This window comes from Methyloversatilis universalis FAM5, assembly GCF_000214035.2.
GTDB lineage: Bacteria > Pseudomonadota > Gammaproteobacteria > Burkholderiales > Rhodocyclaceae > Methyloversatilis > Methyloversatilis universalis.
The window spans coordinates 55,951-82,702 of sequence record NZ_AFHG01000058.1 but is presented as its reverse complement, the minus strand read 5'-3'; the positions used below and the strand labels follow the sequence as shown (position 1 = coordinate 82,702).

Here is a 26,752-nt window from a genome sequence, read left to right as displayed (position 1 = left end):
CCCTCATGGATTTCGACGTCACCGTCTATCACAACCCGAAATGCAGCAACTCGCGCGGCGTGCTCGACATCCTGCGCGAGCGCGGCATCACGCCACACGTGGTCGAGTACCTGAATACCCCGCTCGACGCCGGCCAGATCGCGGTGCTGGTGGCCGCGTGTCAGGTGCCGGTGCGCGACCTGATGCGCAGCAAGGAAGCGATCTACGCCGAACTGGGGCTGGACAACGCGGCGCTCGACGACGACGCGCTGATCGCGGCCATCGCTGCACACCCGGTGCTGCTGAACCGTCCCATCGTCGTGACGCCGCTGGGCGCGAAGCTGTGCCGCCCGCCGGACACCGTCGTGTCGCTGCTGCCGGCGGCCGCGGCATGAGGAAGATGGGGCCGACCAAGGCCGAAACCGACGCCCTCCCGCCGTTCGCCGCGCTCACGCTGGAACGGATAGAAGTGCCGTCGACCGCCGACGCGCTGGCGGCCGCGATCGATGCGCTGCGCAGCGCCGGCGAGGCCGGCTTCGACACCGAATCGAAACCCACCTTCAAGCCGGGCGAAGTGAGCAGCGGACCGCATGTGGTGCAGTTCGCGCTGCACGACCGCGCCTGGCTGCTGCAGGCCGGCGATCCGGCACATCGCGCGGCCATCGTCGCACTGCTGGAAGACCCGGGTGTGCTTAAAGTGGGCTTCGGCCTGTCCGCGGACCGCGCACAGATCCGCGCCAACCTCGGGGCCACGCTGCGTGCGGTGCTGGACCTCGACGCGGTGTTCCGCCGCCGCGGCTACAACAGTTCGATGGGCGCGCGCGCCGCGGTCGGGCTGACGCTGGGCTGCAATTTCCGCAAGTCCAAGGCGGTCACCACCTCGAACTGGGCCATGCCGCGGCTGACCGACGCACAGAAGCTGTACGCCGCCAACGACGCCTTTGCCGCCTACTGCGTGTATCGCACGCTGTCGCTGAGCGCGCAGGAAAGACAGGCGCTGCTGCCGGACAGCTGAGCCGCTGTCCGCCGGCGAAGCACCGATTTCCCGCTGATCAGCCGAGCGCGCGCGTCATGTAGCGGGCGCCTTCGCCATAGCTGTCCAGCGCATGATGCGCATCGACCGGCAGGTAGCCGCGCTGTCCCCAGTACGCGGCGGCCTGGCCAACCGCCACCAGGGCCGAGGCGCGCAGGCCGCGGCACACCGCCGCGTCGTGGGCGGCTTCATACAGGGCCGCGGCGACACCGCCGCCGCGCGCACGCGCATCGACCGCACAGTCGTGCAGATACCAGTGGGCGGCCGGACGGGGCAGCGCCGCCAGCACGGTGTCGAGCGCCGGCGGCTTGCCCGCATGCCAGGGGTGGGACAGCAGATAGCCGAGCAGCCCGCCCTGCGGATCGGCCGCCACCCAGCACAGGTCGGGCGCCAGCGCCATGCGGTTCAGATAGACCGCGGCCGATTCCGGTTCGAAGGCGGCCGTGGCGTAGGCCGCGGCCTGCAGGCGCAGGATTTCAGGGACGTCGGCCGCCTGCATCGGCCTCAATACATGTTTCATCGTTTCATCGAAGCGGCCGCACCGGCGCGCTTCGTATTACAAGGGCCGCGCGGCAGGGCACGCCCGCCACGCGGCCTGACACAGACCGTCGGTCAGATCACCGGCGCCAGCCAGCGCTTCATGACCGGCTCGGGCAGACCCTTGCGCGCCGCCAGATCGGCCACCTGGTCGGCACCCACCTTGGTGATGGCGAAATACTGCGCGTCCGGGTGGGCGAGGTAGAAGCCGCTCACCGCCGCGGTCGGCAGCATGGCGTAGCTTTCGGTCAGCGACACGCCGATCGCCGCCTCTGCGTCGAGCAGACGGAACAGATCGCCCTTCTCGGTGTGGTCCGGGCAGGCCGGATAGCCCGGCGCCGGACGGATGCCGCGGTACTTCTCGGCGATCAATGCGGCGTTGTCGAGCTGCTCGTCGCGCGCGTAACCCCAGTCCTCGCGACGCACCTTGGCGTGCAGATACTCGGCAAAGGCTTCGGCCAGACGGTCGGCCAGCGCCTTCAGCATGATGCTGCTGTAGTCGTCGTGCGTCTTCTCGAACTCGGCCAGCTTCGCTTCGATGCCGATGCCTGCGGTGACGACGAAAGCCCCCGCCCAGTCGGCCACGCCACTGGCGCGCGGCGCGACGAAATCGGACAGGCAGTAATGCGGCTTGCCGGCCGGACGCTCGTGCTGCTGGCGCAGGTTGTGCCAGGTCATGGCCGTGTTCAGCCGGGTTTCATCGGTATAGAACTCGATGTCGTCGCCGCGGCTGTTGGCCGGCCACAGCCCGTACACTGCCCGCGCGGTCAGCCACTTGCCGGCGATGATCTGCTGCAGCATGGCCTGCGCGTCGGCCAGCAGCTTGCGCGCTTCTTCGCCGACAACAGCATCGTCGAGGATGGCCGGATACGGACCCGACAGTTCCCAGGTCTGGAAGAACGGCCCCCAGTCGATGTAGTCCACCAGCGCGGCCAGATCCTGGTCCAGGATCACCTGACGACCGACCGTATTCGGCTTTTCCGGAATGACCTCGGTCCCCCAGCCGCAGCAGTAGGCGTTGTCGCGCGCGTCGTTCAGCGACACCAGCTTCTGGCCCTTCTTGGCCGCGTGCTGTTCGCGGATCTTCACGTAGTCGGCCGCCACTTCTTCGGCATAGGCCGCGCGCTGGTCCTTCGACAGCAGGCTGGTGGCGACGCCGACCGCGCGCGAGGCGTCCGGCACATACACCACCGGGTGCGCGTAATTGGGGGCGATCTTGATCGCGGTGTGCGCACGCGAGGTGGTGGCGCCGCCGATCAGCAGCGGAATGTCGAAGCCTTCGCGCGTCATTTCCGACGCGACGTGGCTCATCTCTTCCAGCGACGGCGTGATCAGGCCGGACAGGCCGATGATGTCCGCCTTGTGGTCGCGCGCCGCCTGCAGGATGCGTTCGCAGGCCACCATGACGCCGAGGTCGATCACCTCGTAGCCGTTGCAGCCCAGCACCACGCCGACGATGTTCTTGCCGATGTCGTGCACGTCGCCCTTCACCGTGGCCATGATGACCCGGCCCTTGGTTTCGCCGACCTTTTTCGACGCCTCGATATAGGGCTGCAGGTGCGCCACCGCCTGTTTCATGACGCGCGCCGACTTCACCACCTGCGGCAGGAACATCTTGCCGGCGCCGAACAGATCGCCGACATGGTTCATGCCGGCCATCAGCGGGCCTTCGATCACCGCCAGCGGCGGCTTGCCTTCGGCTTCCAGCCGCGCGCGCACCTCTTCGGTGTCCTCGACCACGAATTCGGTGATGCCCTTGACCAGCGCGTGTTCCAGCCGCTTGTCGACCGGCCATTCACGCCAGGCCAGATCCTGCGTCGATTCCTTGGCCTGGCCCTTTACCGTGATCGCGAACTCGACCAGCGCGTCGCCGGCGCCCGGGTGGCGATTCAGCACCACGTCCTCGACCTTGTCGCGCAGCGGCTGCGGGATGTCCTCGTACACGCCGAGCTGGCCGGCGTTCACGATGCCCATCGACAGGCCGTTGCGGATCGCGTGGTACAGGAACACCGTGTGGATCGCTTCGCGCACCGGGTCGTTGCCGCGGAAGGAGAAGCTCACGTTGGACACGCCGCCGGAGGTTTTCGCGTACGGCAGGTTCCTGTGTATCCAGCCCACCGCTTCGATGTAGTCGACCGCGTAGTTGTCGTGCTCGGCGATGCCGGTGGCGATCGCGAAGATGTTCGGATCGAAAATGATGTCTTCCGGCGGGAAGCCCACCTGTTCGGTCAGCAGCGTGTAGGCGCGCTGGCAGATTTCGGTCTTGCGCTGATAGGTGTCGGCCTGGCCCTTCTCGTCGAAGGCCATCACGATGACCGCGGCGCCGTAGCGGCGCGCGAGCGTGGCCTGGCGCAGGAATTCGGCCTCGCCTTCCTTCATCGAGATCGAATTGATGACGCCCTTGCCCTGGATGCACTTCAGGCCGGCTTCGATCACGCTCCACTTCGACGAGTCGAGCATGATGGGCACGCGCGAAATGTCCGGCTCGGAAGCGATGAGCTTGAGGAAGCGCTCCATCGCGGCGACCGAATCCAGCATCGCCTCGTCCATATTGATGTCGATGACCTGGGCGCCGTTCTCGACCTGCTGGCGGGCCACCGCCAGCGCGTCGTCGAAGCGCGATTCCAGAATCATTTTCGCGAAAGCGCGCGAGCCGGTCACGTTGGTGCGCTCGCCGACGTTCACGAACAGCGCATCGGCGCCCACGTTGAACGCCTCCAGCCCGGACAGGCGCAGCTTGCGCTCGATCTCCGGCACCGCACGCGGCGGCATGCCGTCCATCGCCTTCGCGAACGCGGCGATGTGGTCCGGCGTGGTGCCGCAGCAGCCGCCGACGATGTTCAGGAAGCCGGACTGCGCCCATTCGCGCAGGTGATTCACCATGTCGGCCGGCGTTTCGTCGTATTCGCCGAAGGCGTTCGGCAGACCGGCGTTCGGGTGGGCGGACACGTGGGTGTCGGCCAGATGGGCCAGTTCCTCGACGTGCTGGCGCATGTCCTTCGGGCCGAGCGCGCAGTTGAAGCCGAAGGAGATCGGGTTCGAATGGCGCAGCGAGTTCCAGAACGCCTCGGCGGTCTGGCCGGACAGCGTGCGGCCGGAGGCGTCGGTGATGGTGCCGGAAATCATGATGGGCCAGCGCCGGCCGGCCTCGTCGAAGAACTGTTCCAGCGCGAACAGCGCAGCCTTGGCATTCAGCGTGTCGAAAATGGTTTCGACCAGCAGCAGGTCGGCGCCGCCCTCGGTCAGGCCGCGCGCCGCGGCGACGTAGTCCTCGACCAGCTGGTCGAAGGTGACGTTGCGGAAGCCCGGATCGTTCACGTCCGGCGACAGCGAACAGGTGCGCGAGGTCGGGCCGAGCACGCCTGCGACGAAGCGCGGCTTGTCCGGATTCTTCGCGGTGTATTCGTCGCAGGCCTCGCGCGCGATGCGCGCCCCCTCGACGTTCAGCTCATGGACGATGGCTTCCAGACCGTATTCGGCCTGCGAAATCTTGGTCGCGTTGAAGGTATTGGTTTCAATGATGTCCGCGCCGGCCTCGAGGTAGGCCGCGTGGATGCCACGGATCACGTCCGGCCGCGTCAGCAGCAGCAGGTCGTTGTTGCCCTTGAGGTCCTTCGGGTGATCGGCGAAGCGCGTACCACGGTAGTCGGCCTCGACCAGCCGGTGCTTCTGCACCATGGTGCCCATCGCGCCATCCAGAATCAGGATGCGGCGGGCCATCAGGGCCTTGAGCTGTTCGGTGCAGTCTGGACGAATCATCGGGTCTCTCCGTGGAGCGTCGACCCGTGATCATCGAAAGGCGGGGACAGAAACGAAAAACCCGCCGGACGCGGAAAGCGTGCTGACGGGTCGTGGGCAGCTCGCTTTAGCGGCATTTATAACGCGCCCGCAAGCTGGAGGCTCAAATCGGCGCGGACCCGCACCTTAAGGGGGTGCGGGGGACAAGTCAAGCCAAGCGCCCGGCCCGGCGGAGATCCAACCGATGCCTAGCTGCCAGCCCCATCCGCACACTGGGATCAACTTCTCCAACACATAACCTCGCGAACCGCAATACGCAACATGTCTGATGGATTAACAATACGAACGCAGCAAACATGCCAGTGACATACCAAAAGCAACTTGATCTGTTACAAACCACGATCAACGCGCGCTTGATTGCTCCCCCGAAATGATTCCTCCAATCCCGACACAGATGCATGTCAAAATGAGAATCGAAATGAGAGCACTCCCCGCGATTCTATGCGTGCTATTGCTTGCGTCATCAAACACACATGGTGCACCACTGTACTACTGGTGGAATCCGGGATGGAACTGCGCAGGCCCAATGCCGGGACCGCACTTTGAGGCATCTTCAGTAGAAGGGGTAATAGAAAGGGTAACGAAAGAAACGGCAATCCTCAGAGAGCAAATGCCAGGGTATTGCACGCAAATCGTATCAATTACCCCTAATGGGCAAGCCTACTACGACCCTTCATCCTACTTGCCGTGGATTATTCCTGTCCGTGTTCGAGTACGAGCCGGAGACACCTATTCCAATGGAAGCACCAGCATCCGAACAGCAGAACCCTCTGTCCCACCCAAGGAACTTGGCACACCCTCAAACTGCACCGGAAATCCGATTAACGACTCAAATGGGAACAAATTTGAAACAAGCAAAGACACGCCTCAAATAGGGAGCGGCACACTTGAATTCAACAGGTATTACAACTCCGGACCGCTAACGATAAAAAACGAGCTCGGCTGGGGTTGGTCACACAACTACTCAACCAGGATAGCCGTCGCCTACGACTACGCCACCGTTACCCTGCCGGACGGCAAGACCGTAAAATACAATTTGCTATCAAATGAATGGAAGCGAGAACTGGACAACTCGAACCCCTTGATAGAGCTTAAGGATTCATCCGGAGCAAGAACGGGGTGGCGCCTTCTGGATGTATCCGAAGGTATCCTTAGCGTATTCAGTCCGTCAGGCGTTTTACTCGAGCGTCGGTACTCAGACGGTACCTTCACCGTACTAGACTATAACATCCACATCGAACAAGGCGGCGACTCCAACCCGGGAACGCTGGACTCAGCGACGGACAACTTCGGGCGCCAACTGACGCTTCAACACGACGCCAACGGCGTATTGAACCGAGTTCGTTACCCATCGGGAAAAAATGACTACTTGAATGTCAATGGAAATTTGACTGGTGTTACATGGAATGACGGATCACAAACCATCTACCACTACGGAGAACCTGAAAATGCGCCGCTCGACTGGGGAAAACACCTTTTAACCGGATCAACATCAGAAGACGGACGCCGTTTTTCGACGTTCAGATACGACAGCAGCGGCAGAGGCATTGAAACCGGCCGACAAAATGGGATTGGTACTTACAAGATTTCTTATGACAACAGTGGAACTTCATATATCACTGACCCGCTGAATGTCACAAGAACTCACACTTATCAGTCTTCAGTAGGCGCGCGCTACCGCTCCACCTCGTCGCAACCGGGGGCACCGGGTTGCGATGCATCTTCCTCTTCAGTGCTGCGTGACACACGTGCCCGTGTTTATCGAAAAGTCGACTTTGCAGGGAACACCGTTTGTTACGGGAATGATCCGAATAGAAGACTTGCGCTGTATCAAATCGAAGGCTTGGTTGCCGCAGAGCCCTGCCCGGCCAGTCCGGCCGGCTACAGCCCGACGGTGAGCCAGCGCAAGACGAGCACCGAGTGGCATCCTCTGTGGGACCTTAAGGTCAGAGAAGCCCGTCCAAACAAGATCACCACCTGGGTGTATCACGGCAGGCCGGACCCCACTGCGGGCGGCGCCATTGCCAGTTGCGCACCGAGTGATGCGTACGTGTATGACACGGTCCCGATCGCCGTGCTGTGCAAGCAGGTGGAACAGGCGACGACGGACACCACAGGCGGCGCGGGCTTCAGTGCAACGGCCAGTGGGGCGCCGCGCATCTGGACCTACACCTGGAACCGCCACGGCCAGATGCTCACGGCCAATGGCCCGCGCACCGACGTGGCCGATGTGACCACCTACGAGTACTACCCGGACACCACGGCGAACTGGACGAAGGGTGACCTCAAGACGCTTACCAACGCGCTGGGGCAGGTGTGGTCCTTCACCCAGTACGACGCGGCGGGGCGACTGCTGTCGATGACCGACCCGAACGGTGTGCTCACCACCCAGACCTGGCACCCGAGAGGGTGGCTGACCAGCCGCACCACGGCCGGGGCGACGACGAGCTGGAGCTACTACCCCACGGGGCTGCTGCAGCGGCACACACGGCCCGATGGCCGCTACGACGACTACACCTGGGACGACGCGCACCGGCTGACCGACATCACCGACGCACTGGGCAACCGCACGCACTACACGCTGGACGCGGCCGGCAACGTCACGCAGGTCGACGTCACCGACGCGGGCGATCAACTCGCGCGCCAGCAGCGCACCGAGTACGACCTGCTGGGCCGTCCGTGGAAGCGCCGGGATTCGGCTGGCAACGTGACCGAACAGCGTCACGACGCGATGAACCGGCTGAACAAGCTCATCGACCCCAAGAACCGCGAGACGGACTACCAGTGGGATGCGCTGGGCAGGTTGCGGCAGATCGACGACGCGCAGCAACCGGTGCGCGGTGTCACCCAGGCGCAGTACGACGGCCAGGACCAGCTGAAGTCGCTGACGGCACCGAACGGCGCCAGCACGCAATTCACGGTCAGTGGTCTGGGCGACACCACGCAGGAGATCAGCCCGGACCGGGGCACGCTGATCTACACGCATGACGCAGCAGGCAACGTCACCCAGCGCACCGACGGGGTGGGTCGGGTGACGGGTTACACGTGGGATGCACTGAACCGGCCACTCACCGTGAGCTACCGGCCCTCGGCGGGAGGTGCCGTGAGCGAGACGGTCACCTACACCTGGGACGCCTCAGCCGGATGCAGCCACGGCGTTGGGCGGCTGTGCGCGGTGAGTGATGGCGCAGGCAGCACGACCTACAGCTACAACGACAAGGGCCACCTGGTGTCAGCCACGCGCATGGAAGCCGGGCAGACACACGTCACGCAGTACGTGCGGGATCTGTCGGGTCAGGTGCTCTCGTGGGTGGATCCGACCCGTTTCCAGTTTTATTCGGGTCGAGATGAGATCGGAAACATGAAATGGTTGCACATGACACGAGCAGGGCAGCCGGTCAGCACGATTGCAACAGACCTCTCCTATGACGCAACGGGCACGCTGACATCCTCTCGCATGGCCGCAGGGCAAGGGACCGGCTCTGTCGGCGTATCGCGAGAGTTCAATGAAGATGGTCTGCTCATCGATGGTCGGCTGGCATCGCCGGGCACACTGTGGTCATTCGAATGGACACAGGCATACGCGCGACAAGGAGAGGCTATTGAGGTGCAGGTCACGATAAGCCCTGCAGAAGTGCGTGGAGTTCTGATGATCTGCAAATCGCCGTCTATGCCATGTACGCCCGAAACCAAGCTCGGCGAGACTCGCGTCGACAGCGGCGGCACGTACACAGTGCGCACATCAACCGATCTACCGGTAGGAATCTATTGGGCGGGCATGCGGTTTGAGCCGTATCCCCCATTCAGAGCGCGTTTCGAAACTTCGATGAGACCACTCTTTATCGGGATTCCACCGAGCCAGTTGATCGACGATCTGTTGCCGTAAGCACATTCAGGGAAAGGACAAGAGCATGAAGATTCGCATCAAGTGTTGGGCATCTGCGATGGGGCTGTCGTTGTTGGCGGCGGGTTCGGTCCATGCGGCCACGCTGACCTGCACCGGGTTGGTCAGTGCGGTGACGGCACACGCTGATGGCAGTGTGTGGATCAAGGCGGCGTGGAACAACAATCCGGTGCAGGTCTGCAATACGGTGACGGCGTGGAAGTCTGTGCCGACGGAAGCGTGCAAGCGCTGGCATGCGGCGGCATTGCTGGCGCGTACGACGCAACAGACGCTGCAGGTGTATTACGGCAGCACGGCGGTAGCCAGTTGCGCGGGCATGGGCAGCTACGGTGCGGCGGATGCGCCGACGACGCTGACCAACCAGTAAGACAGCGAGCCCTTCCATGAGACGAGCACTGGGGTACGCGTGGATGCTGTGCATGGCGCTCGTGCTGTCCGGTGCGGTGCGCGCGGACAGCTACGAGTACGACGAACTGGGCAACCTGAAGACCCTGACGACGCCACGTGGGGCACGCGCTTACACCTACGACGAGATCCAGCGGCTGGATACGGAGACGGGCTACACCGGCAATCGGGATCACGCCTACGACCTGAACGGCAACCGCACGACGGACGGAGCCAGCGCACCGGGCACGCCGACCACGGCGACCTACACCTCGAACACGAACCGGATCGCGACGCTCAACGGTGCAGCGGTGACGCTCGACGCAGCGGGTCAGATCACGAACGACGGTCTGAACAGCTACACATGGGATGACGCCGGGCGGCTGAAGACGGTGAGCCGGGGCGGACAGCTCAGGGCAACCTACCACTACGACCACAAGCACCGGCGCACGAGAAAGGTGACGACGGCGGTGGCCCCTCAGGGGGCGAAGACGCTGGTGTATCACTACGACGATCAGGACAGGCTGATCGCGGAGACGACGCAGACGGGCACGCCGCTGCGCAGCTACGCGTGGTCAGACGAGAACCTGATCGGTCAGGTGGAGTACGTGGCGAACGCGACGAACACCGGGTACGAGATCGGTCGCATCGTGTATTACGAACTCGATCACCTGGGCACGCCGAGGCAGGCGCGTGAGCGCACGGGCACGGTGGTGTGGAGGTGGGAGTCGGACGGCTACGGCAACACGCTGCCCAATGAGGACCCGGACGGCAACGGACAGAAGACCTACGTGTATCTACGCTTCCCGGGCCAGTACTTCGACGAGGAGTCGGGGCTGCACTACAACTGGCATCGGTACTATGTGCCGAGGTTGGGGAGGTATCTGTCCAGTGATCCGATTGGGGTAGTGGGCGGCATCAACACCTATAGATATGCCAATGGGAATCCACTGAGCTTCGTTGATCCGCTCGGACTCGAGTCTGAGGTTGTGATCTGGCAACCTGCGGGCTGGGGTTCGTCCTCCTTCGGTCACGTGTCTGTCAACATCAACGGGACGACATATAGCTTTGGTCCTGATGGTATGTGGACTGGACAGACAAGCCAGTACATGGGCATGAATAGTTTTCGCAGCGGTGTCGGTACGATGCTGAAGCTAACCCCGCAGCAAGAAAAGAAGTTCGAAGCCTGCTTGAAAAATCCGCAGGGCAATTACAACGCGGTAGCCAACAATTGTGGCGCCCCGGCTCAGTATTGCTTGCAAAGCATAAGGATCAATCTGGGCGGCTTCACGCCGCTGCCCGTGAACTTCGGCAACAACCTCATCAACAGCGGAATTGGTCAGAGCTACAACTTCTATCCTGCCAGCAGACCATCGACTGGGAGCAGTGCGCCATGGGCAAGATAAAGCGGTCTCTGGCTGCAATTGCAGTGCTGGCAGTATTGATCTTGGTTGGCGTGGCCACCTTGGTCTGGCAAACGGGCTACTCAATATCCGAGATGGATTGGGATTCAGATGGAGAGACTTCCTTGGCTGAGTTGTGGCGTGCTATCGATGTGGGCCGCAGGTCGGCGAAGCGAGATGGAGTGTACTGTCAGGAGTTCTTCAACTTGAAAGATGGTCTGCCGATTCGCGTTGACTGTCCTGAATCTACGGCGAAAAAGTAATCCTCTTCCCGCTCTCTGCGTGGTAGTTGCTGGCTTGATCCAGCTGTACAGGCTATGGGCACTCACGCCCAGGCGCACTACAACTTCGGCCACCGCGAAGCCCTTCTCGGTGACCTGTTTGACCGCTTCGACCTTGAACTCCTCGGTGAAGCGTTGCTGTGACTTCTTCGTTTCCATCCACACCTCCATGAAGCATCATTCTGAGTCAGGTGGGTGTCTAGAAAACCCGGGGCGATTCACCTTCAGGCAACGGATTCGATGAAACCCAAATACGTAGCCACCTTTCGAGAGTGATCCGCAAAAATTCGAGGTTTTATCTCCATCAGCGACTTATTTCTGCAAAAAATTCAGGCAAGCGCTGGCCGGATTACCCGGCCAGCGTTGTTCTACTCACTTCGTGTTCAGCGACAGGATCCAGCCCACCAGCTTGCCGGCGTCGGCTTCGTTGATCGCAACCGCGTTGGGCGGCATGGCGAGGCCGGCGGCCTTGCCCTTCCAGTGGCTGTCGTAGGGGTTGGAGCCCTTCATGACGGTCTGGGTCAGGGTCTTCTGCGCGTCCTTGTTGCCGGCGTAGCGGGCGGCGACGTCACGCCAGGCCGGACCGACCGGCTTTTCGCCCGCCTTGGTCGACGGTTCGACGCTGTGGCACACGGTACAGCCGCTGCTGCCGGCCAGCTTGAGCATGGCGGCGTCGGTGGCTGCGTCGGCGGCGAAGGCGCTGCCGGCGGTGAGCGAAAGTGCGCCTGCTGCGACCGCACAGAGAATGGTTTTCATGGTGAAGCTCCCCTGATGAATGAATGGCATGGCGTCCGGACGGCGTTCGTGAAACCGTTGAGACGTCTCATGCCGTCACGCTAAGGCCCTGCAGGCCGTAGGGGATTGATGTGCATCAATCGCATGCTGCAACGCGCCATCTATCGCTTCGCACGCGAAGCGCTACGACGATCAGAAGCAGTTCGCTTCCGCCAGCTGCAGCCGGCAGCTCCACTGGAACTGTTCGCGCGCCTGCTTGATCGAGCGCTGGAACAGGGCGGTGGGTTCGGCCAGGATGGCGTCGGGCAGCGGCACCGTGGGCGTGGCACCGGTGCTGTTGGTGAAGAAGCGCAGGAAGCAGGTTTCTTCCTTGCCGCAACTCTGTTCGATCACCCGGGTGTAATAGTCGCGGTCGCGCGCGGAGGCCTCGGGCACCACGATGAACTGCATCAGGCCAAGGCGGCCGGCCAACGTCCAGTCGTTCGCGGCGGCCGGCTCGGTGGCAGCGGCAGGCAGCGCGCACGCGACCAGCGCGGCGCACATCCATGTCTTGCAGGGCGTGAAGCGCATCCGGCAGTCCTTTCAAGGGCGATGCCCTATCAGACTGCCGGCCGGCCTCAGGGTTCGCCGGCGGCGTCCGGCTTCGGTCCGCGCAGGCTGCCCTCGACCATGCGGTACTCGAACAGCCGGCATTCCAGCGCACCGTTGAACAGCGGCGTGCGGCGGCTGGCCTTCAGCTTGATCAGCTTCGGGAAGTCCGGATCGGCGGTGATGAAGTGACAGCGCCAGCCTGCATAGCGCTGCTTCAGCAGGTCGCCCAGCTTCGGGTAGAAGGCCTGCAGCGCGGTCTGATCTTCCAGCCGGACACCGTAGGGCGGATTGGTCACCATCACGCCGTGGTCGGCCGGCGGATTGCGGTCCAGCACGTCCGCCCCCTCCACCTTCACCACCCAGGGCAGCTTGGCCGCCTGCAGGTTTTCCTTGGTGCGCGCCAGTTCGCGGCCGGAAATGTCGGAGCCGAAGATCGGCAGCTCGCGCGGCGGCTGCGCGCGCGCGGCGGCGGCGTCGCGCACCGTGCTCCACACCCCTGCGCTGAACGGCGTGAGCTTTTCGAAGGCGAAGTCGCGGCCGAGGCCGGGCGCGATGTCGAGCGCCATCTGCGCGGCTTCGATCAGGAAGGTGCCGCTGCCGCACATCGGGTCGAAGAAGGGCTCCACCTTGTCCCAGCCGGACAGCATGATGATGCCGGCGGCGAGGTTCTCCTTGATCGGCGCCTCGACCGCGGCCACCTTGAAACCGCGCTTGTACAGCGGCTCGCCCGAGGTATCGAGGTAGAGCGTGGCTTCGCGGTCGGTCAGGAACACGTGGGCGCGCACGTCAGGGCTGGCGGTGTCGATGCTGGGCCGCTGACGGGTCTGTTCGCGCATGCGGTCGCAGATCGCGTCCTTCACCCGCAGGGTCACGAAATCCACGCTCTTCAGCGGCGAACGCACCGCGGTCGTATAGACGCGCAGCGTGCGCTTCGGGCTGAACCAGCGTTCCCACTGCAGCCCGTACGCCAGCTTGTAGATGTCGTCTTCCTTGCGGTACGGCCCCTGGCCGACCCGCCACAGCACGCGGGTGGCGATGCGGCTTTCCAGATTGACGGTATAGACCAGCTTCCAGTCGCCGGTGTAGCCGACGCCGCCCGGCACCACCTTCACGTCGGCGGCGCCGAGACCGGCCAGTTCGTCGGCCAGCACCGGTTCGAGACCGCGCGGACAGGGCGAGAAGAAGTGCTGGCCCGGCTTCAGCTCAGGTTCTTCGCGGACCACGCGGCGGACGGCGCGTACGCCGGGTCTGGGGGAGTTCGAAGGCGTATTCATGGCTCAGAAGGGCTTCAGCACGACCAGGATGACGACCGCGAACAGCGCCAGCACCGGCGCTTCGTTGAACCAGCGGTACCAGACATGGCTGCGGGTGTTGCGCCCGGCTTCGAAGTCGCGCAGCAGCCGTGCGCAGTAATGGTGGTAGCCGATCAGCAGCAGCACCAGCGTGAGCTTGGCGTGCATCCAGCCGCCGGAAATGCCCTCGCCCAGCCACAGCCACAGGCCGAAACCGACCGCCAGGCCGGACAGCGGCCCCATGAAGCGCAGCAGCTTGCGCGCCATCAGCAGCAGCCGGTCGCGCACCGCGACCTCCTCCGGGCCGAGCATGGCCAGATTCACGTAGATGCGCGGCAGGTAGAACAGGCCGGCGAACCAGCTGGTGACGAAAACGATGTGCAGGGCCTTGGCCCACAGATAGCTGCTTTGCATGGTCGACAGGGTCAGAAGGTCGTGGAAGGGGAATTCAGTGCGGCGGCCAGCACCGCGTCGACGTCGGGCCGCGCCAGGCGCAGGCGCAGTTCGCGCTTCATGCGACGGTTGTCCAGCACCCGCGATTCGCTCATGAAGGAAAGCGTCATCGGGCTCAGCCGCTGGCCGGCCTCGGCGCGCGCCACCCGCGGCGGGCGCGGCAGCCCGCAGGCATCGGCCACGCGGTCGAAATAGTCGGCCATCTTCAGCCGGGTGTCGTCGCTGGCGTTGTAGGTACGCCCGCCCCGCGCGCGGTGCAGCGCCGCCCAGGCCAGCCGGGCGAGATCGGCCGCGTCAATGTGATTGGTATGCACGTCGTCCTCGGCGCGCAGCACCGGGTCGCCGCGGCGCAGGCGGTCGAGCGGCAGGCGGTCCGGCCCGTAGATGCCGGGCGCGCGCAGGATGGATACCGCGACGCCGCGACGCGCCAGCGTGCGCACTGCGCGCTCGGCATCGACCCGCCGCTTGCCGCGTGCGCTGGCCGGCGCGAGCGGCCGGGTTTCCGGCACCACGGCGCCGGCGCAGTCGCCATACACGCCACTGGTGCTGATGTAGCACAGCCGCCGCACGCGGCCGGCGCCTGCCAGCACATCGACCAGCGCCCGGCTGCGCGGGTCGGTCGCTGCCCCGGAATTCGGCGGCGGCGCGAAATGCCACACCCAGCGGGCGAGCGACGCGATGCGTCGCAGGCTGCGCCGGTCATCGAGATCGGCCGCTACGCAGCGCACGCCCAGCGGCCGCAGCGCAGCGGCCGACTCGGCGCTGCGCACGAGCGCCAGCACGCGCACGCGACGCGTCAGCGCGGGCAGGGCGCGACGCGCGACGTCGCCACAGCCTACAATCAGCAGTCTTGACCGCGCGCCGCACCACGCAGCAGGGGCGGACCGTCGCGACCGTTTCGTTCTGTTCATTACCGGATTGTCTCACGCAGCCATGTCCTATCAGGTCACCCTCCAGCCCAGCCAGCACTGTTTCACCACCGATGCCGAAACCCGCCTGCTCGACGCCGCGCTCAGCGCCGGCTTCAACCTGCCCTACGGCTGCCGCAACGGCGCCTGCGGCTCGTGCAAGGGCAAGATCCTGTCCGGCACCGTCGATTACGGCCAGCATCAGGCCGGCAAGCTGACCGATGCCGAAAAGACCCAGGGCTACGCGCTGTTCTGCGTGGCCACCGCGCGCTCCGACCTGGTGCTGGAATGCCGCGAGGTCGGCGGCCTGAAGGACATCGCGGTGCGCACCCTGCCGACCCGCGTGCAGGAAATGCAGAAACTCGCGCCCGACGTGATGCTGCTCAAGCTCAAGCTGCCGGCCAACGAGCGCCTGCAGTTCCTGGCCGGTCAGTACATCGATTTCCTGCTCAAGGAAGGCAAGCGCCGCAGCTTCTCGATCGCCAACGCGCCGCACGACGATGAGTTCATCACGCTGCACATCCGCGAAGTGCCGGGCGGCCATTTCACCGGCCACGTGTTCAACAGCATGAAGGAGCGCGACATCCTGCGCTTCGAAGGCCCGCACGGCAGCTTCTTCCTGCGCGAGGACGTCGAGCGGCCGGTGGTCATGGTGGCCGGCGGCACCGGCTTCGCGCCGATGAAGGCGGTGATCGAGCACGCGATCAAGGTGGGCTACACGCAGCCGATCACGCTGTACTGGGGCGCGCGCACGAAGCAGGACCTGTACATGCATGAACTGGCCGAAAGCTGGACTGCCGCCCTGCCCGGCTTCCGCTACGTGCCGGTGCTGTCCGAGCCGGCTGCCGGCGACGCCTGGACCGGCCGTACCGGTCTGGTCCATCAGGTGGTGATGGCCGACCTGCCCGACCTGTCCGGCCACCAGGTGTATGCCTGCGGCGGTCCGGCCATGATCGATGCCGCCAGGGACGACTTCACCCGCCAGTGCGCGCTGCCGATAGAGCACTTTCACGCCGATTCCTTCACCTATTCGACCTGACCCACTTCATGAGCCAGAACGTCTTCCTGACCCGCGAACCGGTCGTCAACAAGCAGCGCGCCATCACCGCCACCCGCATGCGGGTACACGCCCCCGACTGCGCCACCGCGGTCCACGCGCTGGAAGCGCTGGGCGAGGACTGGCCGCTGGCCCGCCCGGTGTTCGTCGGGCTGGCCGGCTGCACGCCGGACGCCACGCTGGCCGACTGGATCGCGCCGGAAGGCGCCATGCTGGAGGTGAACGCGCCGTCGCTGGCCGACCCGGTCACCGCAGCGGCGGTGGGCCAGCTGGCCCAGGCCGGCCTGCCGCTGGTGCTGTCCGACTACAAGGCCGGCATCGGCCTGCCGGCCGGGCTGAATTTCCGTTTCGTGATGGCGGATGCCCGCGTGCAGCCGTCGGCCATCCAGGTGGCGGGCATTCCGCTGGCTACCGGCATCGAGGACGTGGCCGGTTTCGACGCCGCGGTAAAAGCCGGCTACGGCGGCGCCACCGGCTGGTTCTTCAAGGCCGGCCTGCAGGCCGCGGCCGGCAAGAAGCTGGCGCCCGGCCACGCGCAGATCGTGCGCGTGCTGAACCTGGTGCGCCACAACGCCGACGTGCAGAAGATCGAAACCGCGCTCAAGCAGGACGTGGCGCTGTCCTTCAAGCTGCTGCGCTACATCAACTCGGCCGGTTTCGGCCTGATGTGCGAGGTGCAGTCCTTCCGCCACGCGGTGGTCATCCTCGGCTACGAAAAGCTGAACAAGTGGCTGTCGCTGCTGCTGGTGACCGCGGCCAAGGACCCGTCCGCGCCGGCGCTGATGCAGGCCGCGATCGCGCGCGGCCGGCTGATGGAAGTGCTGGGCGCCGAATTCTTCCCGCGTGAGGAGCACGACAACCTCTTCATCACCGGCGCCTTCTCGCTGCTGGACCGCCTGCTCGGCGCGCCGATGGAAGCGGTGCTGGAGGAAATGACGCTGCCGGAGCGCATCAGCGACGCGCTGCTCGGCCGCGACGGCGCCTACACGCCCTTCCTGAAACTGGCGCGCGCCTGCGAGGAGCCCACCGCCCACGCGCTGGCCGAACTGACCCAGTCGCTCAGCCTGCGGCCGGACGCAGTCAATCGCGCCCAGCTCAGCGCGCTGAAGTTCGCGGATTCGCTCGAGTTCTGAGCGCGGAGCCCGTGGCTGCGGGGGGGCGCTGACAGCAGACCCCGCCCGCTGCGGCCACCGCATCCGCCCGAACAGGGCCGCTGCGCCGAGATCCGGCTCGGTTGCGGCCCGCCGCCGGCTCAGGCCTTGGACAGCGCCTTCAGCGCCTGCCGGATGCCGTCGGACACGCTGACGCCTTCCGGCAGCGTCTTCAGTGCCGCCTGCGCCTCGCGATCGCTGTAGCCGAGCGCCATCAGCGCGTTCAGGATGTCGGCGTTGGCGTCCGGCGCCACCGCCGACGCCAGCGACACCGTCGGCATCAGCTTGTCGCGCAGTTCCAGCAGCAGCCGCTCGGCGGTCTTCTTGCCGATGCCCGGAATCTTGGTGAGCCGGCCCGCCTCCTGCGCCGCCACCACGCGCGCCAGTTCATCGACCGACATGCCGGACAGCACCGCCAGCGCCATGCGCGGGCCGATGCCGCTGATCTTCACCAGCTGGCGGAAGGCGGCCAGTTCGGCCGGTCCGCCGAAGCCGAACAGGAAGTGTCCGTCCTCGCGCACCACGAAATGGGTGTGCAGCGTCACCCGCTCGCCGGTGGCCGGCAGGTTGTAGAAGGTGCTCATCGGCACATCGACTTCATAGCCCACGCCCTGCACGTCGAGCAGGATGCGGGGCGGATTCTTTTCCAGCAGGGTGCCGGTGAGGCGACCGATCATGAGGACTCCTGGGTGGACGGATGGGGTGCCGGGTCAGGGGGTGCGCTGCCGAGGGAGCGGCGCCACCGCCGCGACTCTGGCCGTGAGCAGAAGAAAGCGCCTTGCACGCGGCGGGTTCGCCACGCCCGGATTCAGGCCGGGCGACGCGCGATGATACGCCCGCCGCGGCGGCGGGCGCCCGGGCCACCGAGGGCGCCCATGCCGCGCGCGGCGTGCGCATGGCAGATGGCGCAGGCCAGCGCGTCAGCGGCGTCGGCGCCGGGGGCTGCGGCCAGCGCGAGCAGGCGGGCCACCATGTACTGCACCTGGTCCTTGTTCGCCTTGCCGTGGCCGACCACCGCCTGCTTCACCTGCAGCGCGGTGTATTCGGCCACCGGCAGACCGGTGGCGGTCAGCGCCGACAGCGCGGCACCGCGCGCCTGGCCCAGCAGCAGCGTGGATTGCGGATTCACGTTCACGAACACGATTTCGACCGCGGCATGCGTCGGCTGCCAGGTATCGACCACTTCGCGTATGCCGGAAAACAGCGTGGCGATGCGCGACGGCAGCGGCTCGCGTTCGTTCGAGGTGATGCGGCCGCTGGCGACGTAGCGCAGCTGCGCGCCCTCGGCCTCGAGCACGCCGAAGCCGGTGATGCGCAGGCCGGGGTCGATGCCCAGGATGCGCATGCGGCTCACTGCACCGGCGTGCTGCCGGCGTTGATGCGCTCGAGCTGCTCGCGGATGCGGATCGGATCGTCCGAGCGCAGCAGCTTGATCACGCGCGGCGCCACGTCGCCGCAGTCGCAGCGCAGCACCTCGCGCTTCACTTCCAGCAGCTGCGACGGATGCATCGAGAACTGGCGCAGACCCATGCCCAGCAGCAGGCGCGCGAACTGCGGTTCGCCGGCCATTTCGCCGCACACGGCCACCGGCATGCCCACCCGCTTGGCCTGGGCGATCACCTGCTGCACCAGCCGCAGCACCGCCGGATGCAGCGGGTCATACAGATGGGCCACCGCTTCGTCGGCACGGTCGATGGCCAGCGTGTACTGGATCAGGTCATTGGTGCCGATGGACAGGAAGCTGAAGTGGTTCATCAGCGTGCCCAGCGCCATCGCCGCCGCCGGAATCTCGACCATGGCGCCGACCTCGACCCGGTCGTCGAACTTGCGGTTGGCTTCGCGCAGCTGCTGCTTGGCCAGCGCGATCATCGCGAAGGCGGATTCGATCTCATGCTGGAAAGCCACCATGGGCAGCAGGATGCGCACCTTGCCGTAGTGGGCGGCGCGCAGGATGGCGCGCAGCTGGGTGACGAACATGCGCGGCTCGGCCAGGCAGTAGCGGATGGCGCGCAGACCCAGCGCCGGATTGGCTTCGCTGCGCTCGGCGCCGCGCAGCGCCTTGTCCGCGCCGATGTCCAGCGTGCGCAGCGTGACCGGCCTGCCCTTCATCGCCTGCACCACGCTGCGATAGGCCTCGAACTGTTCGTCCTCGTCCGGCAGCGCGTCGCGGTTCAGGAACATGAATTCGGTGCGGAACAGGCCGATGCCGTCGGCCTCGACTTCCTTCACCTGTTCGACGTCCTGCGGCAGTTCGATGTTGGCGAACAGCTGCACCTGTTCGCCGTCCAGCGTGGTGGCGACCGCCGACGTGAGGTGCTTGAGCTTGGAACGCTCGATCTCGATCTCGCGGGCGCGCAGCCGGTATTCGTCGAGGATGCGCTCGTCCGGATTGATGATGAGCACGCCGCGCAGGCCATCGACGATGAGCAGGTCGTCGTCCTGTATCAGCGTGCGCGCGTGGTGCATGCCGACCAGCGCCGGAATGGCGAGGCTGCGCGCGACGATGGCGGTGTGCGAGGTGGCGCCGCCGAGATCGGTCACGAAGGCGGCGATGCGCTGCGCCTTGAACTGGATCGTGTCGGCCGGCGACAGGTCGTGCGCCACCACGATGCTGTCGGTGTCGCGCCGGCGGGTGCTCATGCGGTTGCGCTTGCCGGCCAGCGCCTTGATCACGCGCTCGACCACCTGCACCACGTCGGCACTGCGGCTGCGCAGATAGGCGTCGTCGATCTGTTCGAACTGTTCGACCAGGCGGTCCATCTGGCGCTTGATCGCCCATTCGGCGTTGCAGCGGCGGCTGCGCACGTATTCGCAGGCTTCGTCGAACAGCGTCGGATCGTCGAGGATCATGCTGTGCAGATCGACGAAAGCCAGCAGCTCACTTCGGGCTTCGGTGCTGTCGGTCAGCAGTCCGCTGCGCAGTTCGGACAGTTCGACGCGTACCGCGTCGAAGGCCTTGCCCAGCCGGGTGACTTCGTCCTCGACCTTGCGCGCGGTCACGGTGTAATGGGCCACTTCAAGCGTCGCATGCGACACCAGATAGGCGTGACCGATGGCGATGCCGCCGGACACCGCCAGGCCATGCAGCGTGAAGGTCACTTCACTCGCCCTCGCCGAACTTGTCCTCTATCAGCGCCACCAGCGCGCTCATGGCCTGATCGGCGTCCGCGCCTTCGGTTTCGATCACGATGACCGTCCCCTTGGCGGCGGCCAGCATCATCACGCCCATGATGCTCTTGGCGTTGATGCGCCGGCCATCGCGCTCCAGCCACACCTCGCAGCCGTGGCGGCTGGCGACCTGGGTGAGCTTGGCCGAGGCCCGCGCGTGCAGGCCGAGCTTGTTGGTGATTTCGATCTCACGTCTTGGCATCGCGCCCCACCTTCATCGCCATCACTCCGTCGCGGCCACCGCTGACCGCCTTGTTGACCAGACCGTGCAGATCCTCGCGCTCACGGTAGGTGAGCGTGCGCAGCAGCATCGGCAGATTGACGCCGGCGACCGCCTCCACCCGGTCCGGCTCGCACAGCTTGAGTGCGAGGTTGGCCGGCGTGGCACCGAAAATGTCGGTCAGCAGCAGCACGCCTTCGCCGCTGTCGACCACCGACATCAGCCGGCGCGCCATCGGCAGCAGATCGAGCGGATCGTCCTGCCCGGACACGCCGAGCTGCGCGATCTGGGCCGGCCGCGTGTTGAGCACGTGGCAGGCGCACTGGATCAGCGACTCGCCGTAACTGCTGTGGGTTATCAGGAACAGCCCGATCATGGTGCGAGGTCTCCGTGTCGAGGCTGCATTCTATGCGGAGCGACGCCGCATGCGGCTACATCCGCGCACAGCGCTCGCAGTCCACCTGCACCGCGGCACCGTCCTCAAGCCGTACCGCGGTCAGCTGACCGCCCCACAGGCAGCCGGAATCGAGCGCGATCAGGTTGCGCGCGGTGCGGTAACCCAGGGCCGACCAGTGGCCGCACACCAGGGTGTGGGTGCGCCAGCGCGCGCCTTCGATCGCATACCAGGGCAGATGGCCCACCGGCGGTTCGTCCGGCTCGCCCTTGCTGTGGAAATCCATGTGCCCGCCCGGCGTGCAGAAGCGCATGCGGGTCATCGCATTGACGATGACGCGGAGGCGGTCCCAGCCGGCCAGCGTGTCGCTCCAGGCCGCCGGCTCGCTGCCCCACATGCGCGCCATGAACTCGACATGATCCGCGCCGCGCAGCGCCTGCTCGACCTCGCGCGCGAGGCCGAGCGCCTGCGGCACGTCCCAGTGCGGCAGCAGGCCGGCATGCACCATCGCGTGCGGCCCGTCCACATGCATCATCGGCCGGTGGCGCAGCCAGTCGACCAGTTCGTCGCGGTCCGGCGCGTCCAGGACGTGATGGAAGGTGTCGAGCCGGTGCAGCTTGCCGTGGCCGGCGGCGATCATCAGCAGCGACAGATCGTGATTGCCCAGCACGGTGACCGCCGCGTCGCCCAGGTCACGCACGAAACGCAGCGTTTCGAGCGACTTCGGACCGCGGTTGATCAGGTCGCCGACGAACCACAGCCGGTCGCGCCGCCGGTCAAAGCCGCAGCGTTCGAGCAGGGTTTCGAGCGGATCGAAACAGCCCTGCAGGTCGCCGATGGCCCAGGTACTCATGTGCCGCTCACGCGTTCGCCCGAGGCGGGCGCGGTCGGCAGCGGTGCCGGGCCGTCGTTCTGCGGCGTGTACTCGGGCACCCACTGCGCCAGTTCGCCCCGCAGCGCCGGCGGATCGGCCGGCAGCCCGGTACCGAGCCAGCGCTCCAGCCGTGCCAGCCAGAGCTCGTCATCGACCGAGCGCGCCCGCGCGATGCGCACCTTGGGGTGATGCGTCGGCCGCGTGGTTTCGTCACTGGCCAGCAGTTCCTCGTACAGCTTCTCGCCCGGCCTCAGCCCGGTGAATTCGATCTTGATGTCGGCTTCGGACATGCCGGACAGCCGGATCATGTCGCGCGCCAGATCGGCGATGCGCACCGGCTCGCCCATGTCGAGCACGAAGATTTCGCCGCCCTCGCCCATCAGCGCCGCCTGCAGCACCAGCTGAGCCGCCTCGGGAATCGACATGAAATAGCGGATGATGTCCGGATGCGTGACCGTGACCGGACCGCCTCGGGCGATCTGCTCCTGGAACAGCGGAATCACGCTGCCGGAGGAGCCGAGCACATTGCCGAAACGGACGCAGACGAAACGGGTGCGCCCCGCGCCCTGCATGGCCTGGCACACCATTTCGGCCAGCCGCTTGCTCGCGCCCATCACATTGGTCGGATTCACCGCCTTGTCGGTGGACACCATGACGAAACGCTCGACGCCGGCCGCCACCGCTGCGCGCGCGATCACCAGCGTGCCCAGCGTGTTGTTGCGCAGCGCCTCGGTGGCGTTGTCGCTCTCCATCAGCGGCACGTGCTTGTAGGCCGCCGCATGGAACACCACCTGCGGCTGCGCCTGCTGCAGCACGGCGCGCATCCGGGTCGCATCCTTCACGTCGCCGACCAGGCAGCGCAGCGCCAGCCCCGGATACAGCGCCTGCAGCTTCTGCTCGATGCGGTAGAGCGCAAATTCCGACGATTCGAACAGCACCAGCATCGCCGGCTTCAGCAGGGCGATCTGCACGCACAGCTCGCTGCCGATCGAGCCGCCCGCACCGCTGACCAGCACGGTGCGCCCGCCGATCAGGTGCTGCAGGCCGTCGTTGTCCAGCTGCACCGGTTCGCGCCCCAGCAGATCCTCGATCTCGACCTTGCGCAGCGCCTCGATGGACACCTTGCCGGACATGACATCCTCGATGCCCGGCACGGTGAATACCTCGGCGCCCGCCGCGGCCGCCAGGTCGGTGGCGGCACGGATGCTGGCACGCGCGGCCGACGGCATCGCCAGAATGACGTGTCGCGCCTTTTCCGCCTGCAGCACTTCAGGCAGGCTGGACACCGGCCCGTACACCGTATGCCCTGCCAGTTCGCGTCCCCACTTGAGCGAATCGTCATCGACCAGACCGACCACCCGCCAGTCCGGGCTGCGCTCGAGTTCCTTCACCAGGATGGCGCCACCGCGGCCGGCGCCGACCACCACCACCGGCCGGCCCTGGGCAATCAGGCCGCCGTAGAGGCGGTGTTCCTTCCACATCCGGTAGGCCACCCGGCCACCGCCCATCACGATGAGCAGCAGCAGCGGATAAAGCACCAGCAGCGAACGCGGGATGAGCAGCGGCCCTGGCCGGTACAGCAGCATCATCACGCCCAGCACCAGGGTGGACGCGGCCACCGCTTTCAGTACCCGGCGCAGGTCAGGCAGACTGGCGAATACCCACATGCCCAGATAGAGGCCTGCCCAGCGGCAGATGATGGCGTGCAGCGGCAGCAGAATGATGCCGCCGCTGAGCATCAGGTCGGTGTACTGATGCGGCCACACGAAGTTGAAGCGCAGCAGGTAGCCGCCGACCCAGGCGATCAACATCGCCAGCAGGTCGAATGCATACACCATCAGCGAACGGATGTTGCGGTTCATCGAATGTCCTGAGTGTCGTTCCAGGCGCGCCAGCGGCGGTCTATCCAGAGGCCGGCCGCCAGCAGCACCGCGGCCGGCAGCGCCAGCAGCGGTGGCGTCCACGCGCTGTCCAGCGCACGGGCCAGCAGGGCGCAGGCGGCACAGGTCGCCATCAACGCGTAGGCGAACCATGCCGTGCGCGCATGCCCAAACCCGGAGCGTACCAGCCGCTGGTAGAAATGTTCGCGATGGGCCTGCCAGAAGCGTTCGCCCCGCAGCATGCGGCGCGCCAGCGTCACGCTGGCGTCCACGATGAAGGGCGCGAACACCACCGGCACGAACCAGGCCGGCCAGACGCCGCGCAGCACGCCTTCGAGCCCGAGCGCGGCAGCCAGGAAACCGAGCGGGATGGAGCCGGCGTCGCCCATGAACACCCGGGCCGGATGCAGGTTGAACACCAGGAAGCCCGCGGCTCCGCCGGCCAGCGCCGCGGCCGGCACGGCAAGTTCAGGCTCTCCGGCGGCCGCGGCCGCCAGTGCACAGGCCCCGAAGCCGGACAGCGCCATGCCCCCGGCCAGCCCGTCGGAACCGTCCATGAAGTTGTACAGATTGGTCATCCACACCGTGAGCACTGCCACCGGCAGCGCCCACAGCCCGGGCAGACCGGCCAGCAGCACCAGCGCCGCCGCGGCCACGAAATGCATGCCGAAGCGCAGTCCGGTGGACAGGCCGTGGCGGTCGTCGGCGAAGGACACCCCCACGAGCACGGCGGCGGGCAGGGCCCACGGCGGCGCCACGCCGCTGACCGCCAGCGCGAGCACGCTGCCGGCCACGATGCCCCAGCCGCCCACCCGCGGCGTCACGCGCGTGTGCAGCGAACGGTGGTTGGGTTCGTCGGTGGCCAGACGCCAGGCCCAGCCGGTACGCAGCAGCAGCCAGAGCAGGCCAGCGGCACCGGCAGCCGATACAACGGCCGCCAGCAGTGAAGACAGGGCGACCGTCATGAAGCGGACTCCGCGGCGGCGCGGCGCAGCGCATCGGACGCGCTCACCGGCGGCGCCCAGCCGAGCAGCCGTCGCGCCTTACCGATATCGACCTCCAGACTGCCGCACAGGCGCTCGGCATCGGCAGAACGGCCGACCACGGCCGCTGCGGCCCGCAGCAGCGCGACCGGCACCGGCAGCAGCCGGGCGTGCCGGCCCCGGGCCTGCGCGACCGTGCGCAGCAGTTCAGGTGTGGACAGGCTTTCACCGTCGCCGGCCAGAAAGAGCTGGCCGGCGGCCGCCTCGCTGTGCAGGCAGGTCACGATGAGGTCGACCAGATTGTCGATGGCCACCAGCGTGCGCCGGTTATGCACCGCACCCAGCGGCAGCGGTACGCCACGCGCCATCCAGCGCACCAGACGCGCGAAGTTGCCGGGCGCGTGCGGGCCATAGACCAGCGGCGGACGGATCACAACCCACTCCATGCCGGTGCGCCCGCAGACCTCGCGCAGCGCCGTCTCGGCCTCGAGCTTCGATTCCGCATACGACCCCTGCGGCGCCGGCCTGTCGTCCTCGGTGAACGGGCGGTCGGCGCGCGGGCCATTCACGCCGATCGAGCTGATGAACAGGAAGCGCCGCACGCCGGCTGCCGCGGCCTGTTCGGCGAGGCGCCGTGTGCCGTCGACATTGATCCGGTGGAAATCCGCTCTGGCAGCCTCGCCGCCTGCCGGCTCGATGTGGACATGCGCGGCCGCATGCACGACCGCCGCGGCGCCGGCAAGCACCGGCATCCAGTCGGCCTCCGGCCCCAGCGCCGGGCCGCACACCGCGTCCGGCCCGCCCTTGCCCGGGGTGCGCACGATCGGTCGCACCGCGATGCCGTCAGCAAGCAGACGTCCGGCCACGGCGCGCCCGACGAAACCGCTGGCCCCGGTCACCACGACCGGGCCGCCCGACACGCCCGCCATCAGTCCGGACGCGCCACGAACTGGCGACCGCGCGACAGCACCTTGGACAGCGCGAAACGCGGCAGCGAGAACGGCAGGCCGTGCGATTTCAGCGCGTCGGCGATTTCGCGGTTCTGCCGCCAGATGTTGCCCAGGCTGCGGTTGGTGGTGCCGCCCATGCGCATCTTGACCAGCAGCTTGGGCAGATAGCGGGCACGCACGCGGGCCACTTCGAGGAAGCGCGACATGATTTCAACGTCGGCCGCGATGCGGTAGCGCAGGTCGAACAGCCCGTGCCGCGCATACACCTCGCGACGCGCGAAGAAGGTCGGATGCGGCGGGCACCAGCCGCGCAGGAACAGCCCGGGCCGGAAATCGCTGGACTGCCAGTAGCGCACGATGCGCGAGGTGTCGTCCTGCCGCACGTAGCAGAGGTCGCCGTAGCACACCTCGATGCCCGGGTCCTCGAACACGCCGGCCACCGAGGACAGCACGTCGGGCGACGGATAGAAGTCGTCCGCGTTGATGAAGCCGACGATGTCGCCGGTCGCCCGACGGATGCCTTTGTTCATCGCGTCATAGATGCCCTTGTCCGGCTCCGACACGAACACCTTTACATGGCCGCCCTCGCGCTCGACCAGCGCCTGGGTGCCGTCGGTGGACCCGCCGTCGATCACGATGTGTTCGACATCCGGATGGTCCTGGGCGGCCACCGACGCGAGGGTGTCGCCCAACGTGGCGACCGAGTTGTAGCAGACGGTGATGATGGAAATCTTCATGGATGTGTTGACTGCCCCTCTGAGGGCACTGCGGCTGCGA

General features: G+C 66.2%; 24 protein-coding genes, 1 pseudogene and 1 riboswitch. Of the genes and pseudogenes, 7 read left to right on the top strand and 18 right to left on the bottom strand.

What is annotated here, in order from left to right; all coding sequences use genetic code 11:
• The first annotated feature begins 5 nt into the window (after positions 1-5).
• Together arsC and METUNV1_RS17375 are read left to right on the top strand one after the other, a co-directional pair.
• Entirely contained in the window at positions 6-374 is a 369-nt protein-coding gene (gene arsC, locus METUNV1_RS17380) for an arsenate reductase (glutaredoxin) (RefSeq protein WP_008064056.1), read from the top strand.
• Positions 371-994, top strand: coding sequence for a 3'-5' exonuclease (locus tag METUNV1_RS17375; protein ID WP_008064055.1), 624 nt, complete (start codon positions 371-373; stop codon positions 992-994). Before arsC ends, METUNV1_RS17375 begins: the two co-directional genes overlap by 4 nt.
• 37 nt (positions 995-1,031) lie before the next feature.
• Here METUNV1_RS17375 and METUNV1_RS17370 read toward each other — a convergent pair whose 3' ends face one another.
• A complete protein-coding gene (locus tag METUNV1_RS17370; RefSeq protein WP_232416299.1) occupies positions 1,032-1,532 on the bottom strand; it encodes a GNAT family N-acetyltransferase in 501 nt (166 codons plus the stop codon).
• Between the two features lie 92 nt (positions 1,533-1,624).
• Positions 1,625-5,308 carry a methionine synthase gene (gene metH, locus METUNV1_RS17365; protein ID WP_008064051.1) on the bottom strand — a complete coding sequence of 1,228 codons (3,684 nt, stop codon included), beginning with the start codon at positions 5,306-5,308 and terminating at the stop codon, positions 1,625-1,627.
• Positions 5,309-5,393: 85 nt separating this feature from the next.
• Positions 5,394-5,472: riboswitch (SAM riboswitch) on the bottom strand.
• A 557-nt stretch (positions 5,473-6,029) separates the two neighbouring features.
• Here metH and METUNV1_RS17360 point away from each other — a divergent pair.
• From METUNV1_RS17360 to METUNV1_RS17350, 3 genes are read left to right on the top strand one after another with little or no spacing between them, the layout of a single operon-like run.
• The gene (locus METUNV1_RS17360) at positions 6,030-9,233 is read left to right on the top strand and encodes a DUF6531 domain-containing protein (RefSeq protein ID WP_158005296.1); all 3,204 of its coding nucleotides are present in this window, start codon (positions 6,030-6,032) and stop codon (positions 9,231-9,233) included.
• 25 nt (positions 9,234-9,258) lie between these two features.
• The gene (locus tag METUNV1_RS17355) at positions 9,259-9,618 is read left to right on the top strand and encodes a hypothetical protein (protein WP_008064048.1); all 360 of its coding nucleotides are present in this window, start codon (positions 9,259-9,261) and stop codon (positions 9,616-9,618) included.
• Positions 9,619-9,670: 52 nt separating this feature from the next.
• Positions 9,671-11,041, top strand: a complete 1,371-nt coding sequence (locus METUNV1_RS17350) for an RHS repeat-associated core domain-containing protein (protein ID WP_197315221.1) — start codon at positions 9,671-9,673, stop codon at positions 11,039-11,041.
• Between the two features lie 293 nt (positions 11,042-11,334).
• Here METUNV1_RS17350 and METUNV1_RS17345 read toward each other — a convergent pair.
• The 6 genes and pseudogenes from METUNV1_RS17345 to METUNV1_RS17320 form a co-directional block, all read right to left on the bottom strand.
• Positions 11,335-11,478 (bottom strand): annotated as a pseudogene (locus METUNV1_RS17345) (transposase); the annotation flags it as partial.
• A 213-nt stretch (positions 11,479-11,691) separates the two neighbouring features.
• The gene (locus tag METUNV1_RS17340; protein WP_008064044.1) at positions 11,692-12,075 is read right to left on the bottom strand and encodes a c-type cytochrome; all 384 of its coding nucleotides are present in this window, start codon (positions 12,073-12,075) and stop codon (positions 11,692-11,694) included.
• A 171-nt stretch (positions 12,076-12,246) separates the two neighbouring features.
• Positions 12,247-12,624, bottom strand: coding sequence for a hypothetical protein (locus METUNV1_RS17335; protein ID WP_139026401.1), 378 nt, complete (start codon positions 12,622-12,624; stop codon positions 12,247-12,249).
• 47 nt (positions 12,625-12,671) lie between these two features.
• A complete protein-coding gene (locus tag METUNV1_RS17330; protein WP_193374325.1) occupies positions 12,672-13,919 on the bottom strand; it encodes a THUMP domain-containing class I SAM-dependent RNA methyltransferase in 1,248 nt (415 codons plus the stop codon).
• Positions 13,920-13,922: 3 nt separating this feature from the next.
• Positions 13,923-14,351, bottom strand: a complete 429-nt coding sequence (locus METUNV1_RS17325) for a CopD family protein (RefSeq protein ID WP_008064040.1) — start codon at positions 14,349-14,351, stop codon at positions 13,923-13,925.
• An 11-nt stretch (positions 14,352-14,362) separates the two neighbouring features.
• Entirely contained in the window at positions 14,363-15,301 is a 939-nt protein-coding gene (locus METUNV1_RS17320; protein WP_269746547.1) for an SDR family oxidoreductase, read from the bottom strand.
• Positions 15,302-15,323: 22 nt separating this feature from the next.
• Here METUNV1_RS17320 and METUNV1_RS17315 point away from each other — a divergent pair, with 22 nt between their 5' ends.
• Both METUNV1_RS17315 and METUNV1_RS17310 read left to right on the top strand, forming a co-directional pair.
• Positions 15,324-16,337 (top strand): CDP-6-deoxy-delta-3,4-glucoseen reductase, encoded by a 1,014-nt coding sequence (locus METUNV1_RS17315; RefSeq protein WP_008064028.1) that lies wholly within the window; start codon positions 15,324-15,326, stop codon positions 16,335-16,337.
• A gap of 8 nt (positions 16,338-16,345) precedes the next feature.
• Entirely contained in the window at positions 16,346-17,488 is a 1,143-nt protein-coding gene (locus METUNV1_RS17310; RefSeq protein WP_008064026.1) for an EAL and HDOD domain-containing protein, read from the top strand.
• Positions 17,489-17,607: 119 nt separating this feature from the next.
• On the opposite strand, the gene ruvA is transcribed toward METUNV1_RS17310, so the two are convergent.
• The 10 genes from ruvA to METUNV1_RS17260 form a co-directional block, all read right to left on the bottom strand.
• Positions 17,608-18,183: a Holliday junction branch migration protein RuvA gene (ruvA, locus tag METUNV1_RS17305; protein WP_008064024.1), complete on the bottom strand. Its 576-nt coding sequence runs from the start codon at positions 18,181-18,183 to the stop codon at positions 17,608-17,610.
• A 131-nt stretch (positions 18,184-18,314) separates the two neighbouring features.
• Positions 18,315-18,851 (bottom strand): crossover junction endodeoxyribonuclease RuvC, encoded by a 537-nt coding sequence (gene ruvC / locus METUNV1_RS17300; RefSeq protein ID WP_008064022.1) that lies wholly within the window; start codon positions 18,849-18,851, stop codon positions 18,315-18,317.
• A gap of 5 nt (positions 18,852-18,856) precedes the next feature.
• Positions 18,857-20,605 carry a phosphoenolpyruvate--protein phosphotransferase gene (ptsP, locus tag METUNV1_RS17295; RefSeq protein WP_008064020.1) on the bottom strand — a complete coding sequence of 583 codons (1,749 nt, stop codon included), beginning with the start codon at positions 20,603-20,605 and terminating at the stop codon, positions 18,857-18,859.
• 1 nt (position 20,606) lies between these two features.
• Positions 20,607-20,876 carry an HPr family phosphocarrier protein gene (locus tag METUNV1_RS17290; protein ID WP_008064019.1) on the bottom strand — a complete coding sequence of 90 codons (270 nt, stop codon included), beginning with the start codon at positions 20,874-20,876 and terminating at the stop codon, positions 20,607-20,609.
• A complete protein-coding gene (locus tag METUNV1_RS17285) occupies positions 20,863-21,270 on the bottom strand; it encodes a PTS sugar transporter subunit IIA (protein ID WP_008064018.1) in 408 nt (135 codons plus the stop codon). The genes METUNV1_RS17290 and METUNV1_RS17285 overlap by 14 nt, the downstream gene beginning before the upstream one ends.
• Before the next feature lie 55 nt (positions 21,271-21,325).
• Positions 21,326-22,141 carry a symmetrical bis(5'-nucleosyl)-tetraphosphatase gene (locus METUNV1_RS17280; protein ID WP_008064017.1) on the bottom strand — a complete coding sequence of 272 codons (816 nt, stop codon included), beginning with the start codon at positions 22,139-22,141 and terminating at the stop codon, positions 21,326-21,328.
• The gene (locus METUNV1_RS17275; RefSeq protein ID WP_008064016.1) at positions 22,138-24,024 is read right to left on the bottom strand and encodes a polysaccharide biosynthesis protein; all 1,887 of its coding nucleotides are present in this window, start codon (positions 24,022-24,024) and stop codon (positions 22,138-22,140) included. Before METUNV1_RS17275 ends, METUNV1_RS17280 begins: the two co-directional genes overlap by 4 nt.
• Positions 24,021-25,007 carry an MraY family glycosyltransferase gene (locus METUNV1_RS17270; protein ID WP_008064015.1) on the bottom strand — a complete coding sequence of 329 codons (987 nt, stop codon included), beginning with the start codon at positions 25,005-25,007 and terminating at the stop codon, positions 24,021-24,023. Before METUNV1_RS17270 ends, METUNV1_RS17275 begins: the two co-directional genes overlap by 4 nt.
• Positions 25,004-25,954 (bottom strand): NAD-dependent epimerase/dehydratase family protein, encoded by a 951-nt coding sequence (locus METUNV1_RS17265; protein WP_008064014.1) that lies wholly within the window; start codon positions 25,952-25,954, stop codon positions 25,004-25,006. Before METUNV1_RS17265 ends, METUNV1_RS17270 begins: the two co-directional genes overlap by 4 nt.
• Positions 25,954-26,712 (bottom strand): glycosyltransferase family 2 protein, encoded by a 759-nt coding sequence (locus METUNV1_RS17260; protein ID WP_008064013.1) that lies wholly within the window; start codon positions 26,710-26,712, stop codon positions 25,954-25,956. The genes METUNV1_RS17265 and METUNV1_RS17260 overlap by 1 nt, the downstream gene beginning before the upstream one ends.
• Positions 26,713-26,752 lie beyond the last annotated feature (40 nt).

Excerpts from the sequence above, each read along its gene's own strand:
- METUNV1_RS17330 (WP_193374325.1), bottom strand. The coding sequence starts at position 13,919 with ATGAATACGCCTTCGAACTCCCCCAGACCCGGCGTACGCGCCGTCCGC.
- metH (WP_008064051.1), bottom strand. The coding sequence starts at position 5,308 with ATGATTCGTCCAGACTGCACCGAACAGCTCAAGGCCCTGATGGCCCGC.
- METUNV1_RS17375 (WP_008064055.1), top strand. The coding sequence starts at position 371 with ATGAGGAAGATGGGGCCGACCAAGGCCGAAACCGACGCCCTCCCGCCG.
- ruvC (WP_008064022.1), bottom strand. The coding sequence starts at position 18,851 with ATGCGCATCCTGGGCATCGACCCCGGCCTGCGCATCACCGGCTTCGGC.
- METUNV1_RS17340 (WP_008064044.1), bottom strand. The coding sequence starts at position 12,075 with ATGAAAACCATTCTCTGTGCGGTCGCAGCAGGCGCACTTTCGCTCACC.
- METUNV1_RS17265 (WP_008064014.1), bottom strand. The coding sequence starts at position 25,954 with ATGGCGGGCGTGTCGGGCGGCCCGGTCGTGGTGACCGGGGCCAGCGGT.
- METUNV1_RS17260 (WP_008064013.1), bottom strand. The coding sequence starts at position 26,712 with ATGAAGATTTCCATCATCACCGTCTGCTACAACTCGGTCGCCACGTTG.
- METUNV1_RS17350 (WP_197315221.1), top strand. The coding sequence starts at position 9,671 with ATGGCGCTCGTGCTGTCCGGTGCGGTGCGCGCGGACAGCTACGAGTAC.
- METUNV1_RS17320 (WP_269746547.1), bottom strand. The coding sequence starts at position 15,301 with ATGAACAGAACGAAACGGTCGCGACGGTCCGCCCCTGCTGCGTGGTGC.
- METUNV1_RS17315 (WP_008064028.1), top strand. The coding sequence starts at position 15,324 with ATGTCCTATCAGGTCACCCTCCAGCCCAGCCAGCACTGTTTCACCACC.
- arsC (WP_008064056.1), top strand. The coding sequence starts at position 6 with ATGGATTTCGACGTCACCGTCTATCACAACCCGAAATGCAGCAACTCG.
- METUNV1_RS17275 (WP_008064016.1), bottom strand. The coding sequence starts at position 24,024 with ATGAACCGCAACATCCGTTCGCTGATGGTGTATGCATTCGACCTGCTG.
- METUNV1_RS17285 (WP_008064018.1), bottom strand. The coding sequence starts at position 21,270 with ATGATCGGGCTGTTCCTGATAACCCACAGCAGTTACGGCGAGTCGCTG.
- METUNV1_RS17310 (WP_008064026.1), top strand. The coding sequence starts at position 16,346 with ATGAGCCAGAACGTCTTCCTGACCCGCGAACCGGTCGTCAACAAGCAG.
- METUNV1_RS17325 (WP_008064040.1), bottom strand. The coding sequence starts at position 14,351 with ATGCAAAGCAGCTATCTGTGGGCCAAGGCCCTGCACATCGTTTTCGTC.
- METUNV1_RS17290 (WP_008064019.1), bottom strand. The coding sequence starts at position 20,876 with ATGCCAAGACGTGAGATCGAAATCACCAACAAGCTCGGCCTGCACGCG.
- METUNV1_RS17280 (WP_008064017.1), bottom strand. The coding sequence starts at position 22,141 with ATGAGTACCTGGGCCATCGGCGACCTGCAGGGCTGTTTCGATCCGCTC.
- METUNV1_RS17335 (WP_139026401.1), bottom strand. The coding sequence starts at position 12,624 with ATGCGCTTCACGCCCTGCAAGACATGGATGTGCGCCGCGCTGGTCGCG.
- METUNV1_RS17370 (WP_232416299.1), bottom strand. The coding sequence starts at position 1,532 with ATGAAACATGTATTGAGGCCGATGCAGGCGGCCGACGTCCCTGAAATC.
- ruvA (WP_008064024.1), bottom strand. The coding sequence starts at position 18,183 with ATGATCGGTCGCCTCACCGGCACCCTGCTGGAAAAGAATCCGCCCCGC.
- METUNV1_RS17270 (WP_008064015.1), bottom strand. The coding sequence starts at position 25,007 with ATGACGGTCGCCCTGTCTTCACTGCTGGCGGCCGTTGTATCGGCTGCC.
- METUNV1_RS17355 (WP_008064048.1), top strand. The coding sequence starts at position 9,259 with ATGAAGATTCGCATCAAGTGTTGGGCATCTGCGATGGGGCTGTCGTTG.